This is a genomic window from Nitrosomonas sp., assembly GCF_043753625.1.
In the GTDB taxonomy this organism is placed as follows: Bacteria; Pseudomonadota; Gammaproteobacteria; order Burkholderiales; family Nitrosomonadaceae; genus Nitrosomonas.
The window spans coordinates 20140-27472 of record NZ_JAYUWI010000144.1 but is presented as its reverse complement, the minus strand read 5'-3'; the positions used below and the strand labels follow the sequence as shown (position 1 = coordinate 27472).

6 protein-coding genes and 1 pseudogene are annotated in these 7333 nt (G+C 51.7%); 2 read left to right on the top strand and 5 right to left on the bottom strand.

Annotated elements, in window-relative coordinates; genetic code table 11:
* Window positions 1-54 precede the first annotated feature (54 nt).
* The 3 genes from ACH10T_RS12380 to ACH10T_RS12370 are packed head-to-tail and all read right to left on the bottom strand — an operon-like array spanning window position 55 to window position 736.
* Window positions 55-312: a zonular occludens toxin domain-containing protein gene (locus tag ACH10T_RS12380; protein WP_394809572.1), complete on the bottom strand. Its 258-nt coding sequence runs from the start codon at window positions 310-312 to the stop codon at window positions 55-57.
* Window positions 309-596 (bottom strand): DUF2523 family protein, encoded by a 288-nt coding sequence (locus tag ACH10T_RS12375; RefSeq protein WP_394809571.1) that lies wholly within the window; start codon window positions 594-596, stop codon window positions 309-311. The genes ACH10T_RS12380 and ACH10T_RS12375 overlap by 4 nt, the downstream gene beginning before the upstream one ends.
* A complete protein-coding gene (locus tag ACH10T_RS12370; RefSeq protein WP_394809570.1) occupies window positions 593-736 on the bottom strand; it encodes a virulence factor TspB C-terminal domain-related protein in 144 nt (47 codons plus the stop codon). Before ACH10T_RS12370 ends, ACH10T_RS12375 begins: the two co-directional genes overlap by 4 nt.
* A gap of 172 nt (window positions 737-908) precedes the next feature.
* Here ACH10T_RS12370 and ACH10T_RS12365 point away from each other — a divergent pair.
* A pseudogene (locus ACH10T_RS12365) lies at window positions 909-1145 on the top strand (ATP-binding protein); the annotation flags it as partial.
* 405 nt (window positions 1146-1550) lie between these two features.
* Window positions 1551-3599: a type ISP restriction/modification enzyme gene (locus tag ACH10T_RS12360; RefSeq protein WP_394809569.1), complete on the top strand. Its 2049-nt coding sequence runs from the start codon at window positions 1551-1553 to the stop codon at window positions 3597-3599.
* Between the two features lie 284 nt (window positions 3600-3883).
* On the opposite strand, the gene ACH10T_RS12355 is transcribed toward ACH10T_RS12360, so the two are convergent.
* Window positions 3884-4183: a GIY-YIG nuclease family protein gene (locus ACH10T_RS12355; RefSeq protein ID WP_394809568.1), complete on the bottom strand. Its 300-nt coding sequence runs from the start codon at window positions 4181-4183 to the stop codon at window positions 3884-3886.
* Window positions 4184-4320: 137 nt separating this feature from the next.
* Window positions 4321-7221 carry an RNA polymerase-associated protein RapA gene (gene rapA, locus ACH10T_RS12350; RefSeq protein WP_394809567.1) on the bottom strand — a complete coding sequence of 967 codons (2901 nt, stop codon included), beginning with the start codon at window positions 7219-7221 and terminating at the stop codon, window positions 4321-4323.
* Between the last annotated feature and the right edge of the window lie 112 nt (window positions 7222-7333).

Here is a 7333-nt window from a genome sequence, read left to right as displayed (position 1 = left end):
ATTTTATGCGCTGGCAGAATAAATCCGTCTAGTTTAAAGGGATGGCATGCCAGCTCATCCAAAATATGCATTTTTGCGCTTAATGCGACAGAACCTATGTTCCAGTTGATCTTCTTCGAGATTTTCTGAGTATTTGCGCTCGTGCCATTTGCGAATCCAAGCATGATCAACTTTGATATGCGGCAGTTGTAGTTTTGGAATACCGCAAACATAGACAATCTTGCCTTCCTCTATGGCTGGCTTGATGATGTCCCATACAGCGTAGGATGTTTTTCCGGTTCTGGGTACCGCAGTCAATAAGGTAATGGTCATGATACGACCCCGAAGACTTTACCACTGGCCAGAACCGCTTTAAAAGTCAAAGCACCGGCAATAATGCCGAATGCTTCACCGAATCCAGCAAGGCCAATGATTCCAGCAGCAAAGCCGGTAATGCCGCCGTAATACGTTTGAGCCATGGCAATCAAGGCCGCCAGTGTGGTCGATATGATGGTAAAAACCAGAACGCCCAGCCCCAGGCCGGCAAGAACCTTGCGAACAATGGGAGCCGCGAAGGCTTCAAGAAATGCACCAAGTGGAACAGTTAAAATACTCATGATGCTGTTGGTCTCGTAGAAGTAATGACAATGTAAGCGCCTGCAAGCGCAGCAACCAGGAGCAATACGGGTTTTAAGGAAATAGCGAAATCACAAAAAGGCTGAGAATCGATTGAGTAATTACCGCGTGTCAGATTCATGGCAATGTCGGGAGGACATTCGCCAGAACCCCATGAAGTCGTTGTAAATGGTGCGGTAACAACCTTTTCAGTTAAAGGCGTGTCGTTGACCGTATCGAACTTGATTTCTAATGGATCGGTTTTATTGGGTGATGCTGGCTGTACAGGATCGCTTGTTGTCGTTGTGGTTCCGGTACCATTCCCTGAATCGGGCGGAACCTTGCTATTTCATTTGATCAGCCAGCTCTACGAAAAAACTTCTCTCATCATTACCACCAACCTTAATTTCGGTGAATGGGTGCAAGTATTTGGTGATGCCAAAATGACGACGGCCTTATTAGATCGGATTACTCACCACTGCGACATTTTGGAAACAGGTAATGATTCCTACCGATTTAAGCAGCGAAAAAAAGAGCTTAAAACAGTATAACCTTACAAAATATCTGGATATTATTCGACGCTGTTAGGTGGACACTTTTCAACGCTGATTGACACTTTGAAAGGCGGTAAAGGCGGTAAAGGCGGTGATTTCCAGATTTAAAATGCTGAATTTGTAGCTGCTGTATTTCCTAAGCTACCTGAAGGTGCATTTGCTGCTGTTTGTTCCAAGCCCTGAGATCCAGTAGCTGGAGGGTGGCTAGCAAATCGTGCTGATCAAGTTGTTGACCACATCTCATCTGATAATAACAATTACGTCTGTGGGGGGTACGCCCAAAAATCGGTCGAGCACCTGAAGACCGGTACGCGGCCACCTTTTCCGTATTCCGATGTACGCCTGCTGCCCTACCTGCAGCACTCGTTCTGGTTCCTGCCCAACGTCGCGGCCTGCCATGCAATGGCCAATCTGCTGGCCGAGAAGCACAATGTCTTCTGGCATGACTACACGTTGGCCGTCGCCGCAGGCGCCTCGGCGGGAATCGGATTGGAAGCGCTGCCGCCAGTGCGAAAAGCTATCGGCAGCGGATTCGACACCAAGACCATCACGCTTTCGTGCGGCAAGCTCACCACTGGCGTCACCGTGGCGCAGTGGTCATCCATCCTGATGCTACGCAATCTCAAGTCGCCCGAGACCTATTTTCAGGCTGCGTTTCGCGTGCAGTCGCCGTGGTCCATCAAAAACCCCAACGGCGACAACCCGAACGAGGAAGAGATTCTCAAACCCGTCTGCTTCGTGTTCGACTTCGCGCCCACGCGCGCCCTGCGGCAACTCTCGGAGTACGGAATCGGACTGTCTCCCAATGAGCCGAACTCGGAGAACGCGGTCAAGGAGCTCGTATCGTTCCTGCCCGTGCTGGCCTACGACGGCGCGAACATGACGCAGATCGACGCTGGCGGCATCCTCGACATTGCGATGGCGGGCACCTCGGCCACGCTGCTGGCGCGCAAATGGGAGAGCGCGCTACTGGTGAACGTGGATAACGACACGCTCCGGCGCATCATGGACAACCCCGAGGCAATGGCCGCTGTGGAGCGCATCGAGGGCTGGCGCGCGCTGGGCGACAACATCATCGAGACCATCATCAACAAGAGCGATAAGGTCAAGGACCTCAAGAACAAGGCGAAGGACGGTGAACTCACGTCGAAGGAGAAAAAAGAACTCTCCGATGAGGAAAAGGAATACAAATCCAAGCGCAAGCTGGTTCAGGAGAAACTGATCAAGTTCGCAACCCGCATTCCGGCGTTTATGTACCTTACCGATTTCCGCGAAAACACGTTGCAGGATGTCATCACCAAACTCGAACCCGACTTGTTTTTGGCCGTGACTGGCTTGACTGTGAAGGACTTCTACCTGCTCGTCCGTCTCAAAGTGTTCAACACCGAGCAGATGAACCAGGCCGTCTTCGCCTTCCGTCGTTACGAAGACGCTTTTCGCTACGCTATACGAGTATTGAGAGCCACCAAGGCTTGTCTCACTATGGGCTTTACGACACCGTTGTGGCAAAGGATTGAAGGTTTGATTAGCGGAAATATCATTGATCTAAATTCTATGGAAGCAGGAGCACAATGCTTCCCTCTGTACCTCTACGATCCCGTCGTTCCCGCGCGGGCGGGAACCCAATCCATGCTGGACTGGAGTGAAGCAAAACCACTGGATTCCCGCCTACGCGGGAATGACGATGATGGGCGCGGGAATGACGGGTATATGCGTGGGAATGACGGATATGTGCGCCGCGATGCCATCACCGACGAAGGGCTGGCGCATTTCCAGTCATCCTATCCGGGTGAAACCATCAGCAAGGAGGATGTGTTCTATTACGTCTATGGCCTGCTGCACTCAAAGGATTACCGCGAACGCTACGCCGACAACCTGAGCAAGGAACTGCCGCGCATTCCTCGCGTGAAAACCACCGCCGGTTTCCGGGCGTTCTCCCAAGCCGGACGCAAGCTGGCCGAGCTGCACCTGAATTATGAAACCGTGCCGATATACCAGAGTGCCAAGGTGCTGAGCGCCGATGGAAAGGTGTTCAATCTTGGCGATCCCAAGCCGTTGGATTCCCGCCTGCGCGGGAATGACGATGATGAGCGTGGGAATGGCGAGTGGGAGGGTTTTTGGCGCGTGGAAAAGATGAAAGTGCCGAAAACCGATGGCAAAAAAGATCTGACCCGGCTGATCTACAACGCGCACATCACCGTCAGCGGCATCCCGCCCGAAGCCTACGACTACATCGTGAACGGTAAACCCGCGCTGGACTGGGTAGTAGAGCGCCAATGCGTGAAAACCGACAAGGACAGCGGCATTGTCAACGACGCCAACGATTGGGCCATCGAAACGATGGGTAATCCGCGTTATCCGCTGGAATTGTTTATGCGTGTGGTGACGGTCAGCCTGGAAACGATGAAAATCGTCAACGGCCTGCCGCCACTGGAAATTGCCAGTGATTGAGGCAACTACTTTTCTCTCCGTCATTCCCGCGCAGGCGGGAATCCAGTCGAGAAGCGCATTCGGTGGTTCTGGATCCCCGCCTTCGCGGGGATGACGAGGTATGTGTGCGGAGATGACGAGTTGTAGGGGTGTGGGGGGTGATGAAATGTTGCAGTAGAAGGACGGAGAGGTTAAGGAAACTCTGAATAACTGTCATTTCGAGCGTAGCGAGAAATCTATCACGTTGATTCACAAAGATTCCTCACTTTGTTCGGAATGACAAACATGAGTTATTCAGAGTTTCCTTAGGGTTCCGTCTCTCCGTTTATTTCCGGCCAGAGATCCCGCCACTGCGGATTGGTTTCTTCAATCAGTCTCAATTTCCAGGCGCGGTTCCATTTTTTCAATGCCTTTTCCCGGGCAATGGCGCTTTCCATCGTAGCGTGCTGTTCATACCAAACCAGGGTTTTAACCTGGTATTTTTTGGTAAAGCCTTCCGCCAAGCCTTCACGATGCTGCCAAATGCGCTGTATCAGGTTCGATGTCACGCCAATGTAGAGCGTCTCGTTTCTTTGACTGGCCAACAAATACACGGCCGGAGCCATCATTCCGCCTTCTCGCCGATATTACCGGCCCTCTCGTCATTCCCGAGAAAGCGGGAATCCGTCTTTTGACGTTGCTTTTTTTGCACTGCCGATTCCTTATGATGCGTCAAAAAAAACAGATACGCTTCCCGGTGAATTTACGTCGCCACAATCACCCGCACGGCATCAAGCCGCAGGTTGCTTGATTTCAGTGCGCCGGACAGTTGCTGCAGTTGTTGTTCGAAGAATTGAATTTCTTCGTCGCGCACGTTCGGGTTAACTTGTTGCAGCGCCTTGAGGCGTTCGATTTCCGGGGCGAAGGTTTGCTGGATGCGCGCTTCCGCCTGGGCGATGAGTTGCGGGGCTTGCGCGCTGGCTTGTTGTTCGCTCGCGACCAAAAGCTCGCGGATCGAGTCTTCTTTGAGTTGGATCACTTGCTTGGCGATGCCTGCCGCTACCGGCGCCAAATGCTGATTGATCGCATCGTGATCCAGGTGCGGATGAGCGCCGTTGCCATCCTCGTCCAGCAAAATGCGAATCACTGCGGGCGGCAGGTAGCGACTGCCTTGCTGCACGTGTTGCCCGCTCGCCTCCAGCACGAACAGGCTTTCCAGGAATAAGGTGCCCGGTTGTACCTTTTTGTGTTTCATGGCAGAAACCACCGCGTTACCGGTTTCCTGATTCAGGATTCGTTCCATCGCATGGATGACCATCGGATGTTCCCAGGTCAGGAAATACATATCTTCATTGGCCAGCGCAACGTTTCTGGCATACGTAATCACCGAACCTTCGTCCATTAAGCCGGGAAACGGCATGCTCATGTGTTCGCTCGGTTCGATCAGGAAACTGCCGGCGCGGTGGTCTTCGATATGCACGCCGCAGCAGTCAAAAACCGTTTCCATATAGCGCGGCAGTACAGGATCATCGCCCTGAGCGCACGCTTCCTGGTAGAGTTTTTCCGCAACGGCGGGACGGAAAGAATTATATTCCAGCAGCTTGTCGCGTCCGCGATCCAATGCCTCGTTCATCGCCTGATTGGCCGATTGCGTGGCACCGATCAATTCTGAAAGCATTTCTACATCAGCATGGCGCTGATGAAGCGCGGCGATGAGCGCGTCTTGCGCTTGCAAAAAGACGGTTTGACCCGCCGGGCAGGTTTTCTCGAACGCATTCAAACCCGCGTGATACCAATGGAACATCACTGCCAGTGCGCTGTTTTCCAGATAGGGCACATGGATCTGGATGGTTTCCGTCTGGCCGATACGATCCAGCCGGCCAATGCGTTGTTCCAGCAGATCGGGATTCAGCGGCAAATCAAATAGCACCAGATGATGGGAAAACTGAAAATTGCGGCCTTCGCTGCCGATTTCCGAACAGACCAAGACTTGGCTTCCCATCTCTTTTTCAGCAAAAAACGCGGCGGCACGATCGCGTTCAATCAGACTCATGCGCTCGTGGAATACCGGAATATGCTGCCCCGTGAGGACTTTGAGAGCCTGCGCGATATCCCGCGCAGTTTGCGCATTGGCGGTGATGACGAGTACTTTTTCCGGCTTCAGCCGCTTGAGCGTGGCGCTTAACCAGCTAATGCGCGGATCGATTTCGGTCCAATACGGCTGGTCTTCTTCGGATCGCACCTGATAGAGCAATTCAGGACACAGCAACAATTGCGGCTTGGACAAATGGGTTGTTTCAAAAGTTGTCAGGCACTGCTGATACTCGTCGGGTAACGCCAGCGGATTGGCGATGAGTTTACGCTCAGGAAACCCTTTAATCGCTGCACGCGTGTTACGAAACAAGATACGCCCGGTGCCATGCCGGTCCAGCAACAATTCCGCCAGCATTTTTCTGACTTGCTGGATTTGCTGCGCATCGGTTGTGTGATCTTGCAGTTGCGCTAGCAATACTTGCGATTGCGCGGGGTCGGTTGTGGTCAGGATGATTTGCTTGATTTCTTCGTTCAAATCCTGATCTTCGAGCAGCGCTTCTACGGCTTTAGCAATCGGTTCATACGACTGCTCTTCGGCGACAAACGCAGAAAAACTGTTGAAGCGGTGTGAATCCAGCAAGCGCAGACGGGCAAAGTGACTGGCTTTTCCCAGTTGCTCCGGGGTGGCGGTTAGTAGCAGCACACCTTTAGTGCAGGCCGCCAATTGTTCAATCATGGCATATTCCGTACTGACGGCTTGTTCAGACCAATGCAGATGATGCGCTTCATCAACCACTAATAAATCCCAGTTACCCTGGAGCGCGGCTTGAAAGCGTTTGGGGTATTGGCATAGAAAATTCAGACTGCACAGGATCAATTGCTCGCTCTGAAATGGATTTTCCAGTTCATCGCTTTCTTCCAACGACAGGCATCGCGCTTCATCGAAGATACTGAATTGCAGATTGAAGCGCCGCAGCATTTCCACCAGCCATTGATGAATCAAGGTTTCCGGAACAACGATGAATACGCGCTCGGCGCGCCCCGTCAGCAATTGCTGGTGAAGTATTAAACCTGCTTCAATGGTTTTTCCCAGACCCACTTCGTCAGCCAGCAGAACACGCGGCGCATAACGGCGCGCAACTTCATGCGCGATATAGAGTTGATGCGGGATCAGATTGGTGCGGGTACCTACCAATCCATACAGCGGTTTGTTGGCCAGTTGGTTACGTATCAGCAAAGATTGATAGCGAATCTGAAACCATTTATCTCGATCAAATTGACCCGTAAATAAACGTTCCGAGGGGCGATTCAGTTGCAGGTGATGCGCTAAATGTTCTTCGACCAGTTCAATCCGATCTCCCCCTTCGCGCTCACCCGAGTAGACAATTAAACCATCACGCTCCTTGACATGAATAACCTTCAATACAATACCATCATGGCTGCTGATGCTATCGCCCGCTTTGAAAATAACACGCGTCAGCGGCGCGGAAAGTTTGGCATAAGAACGAGTTTCACCGACAGCCTTAAAACTGATACTGACAATTCTGTGTTCAACCGTTTGAACAGTACCAAGACCCAATTGCAAATCAGCATCACAAATCCAACGCTGACCAGGCTTAAAATCGCGCATGTAATAATTTGTAATTGGAAAGGGGCAGTATAGTAGTGAAAATAGATAAAAATCTATACTATTTTCTGAATTTGTTTACACAAAGATAGACAATAAACCCAGGTAATCAGAA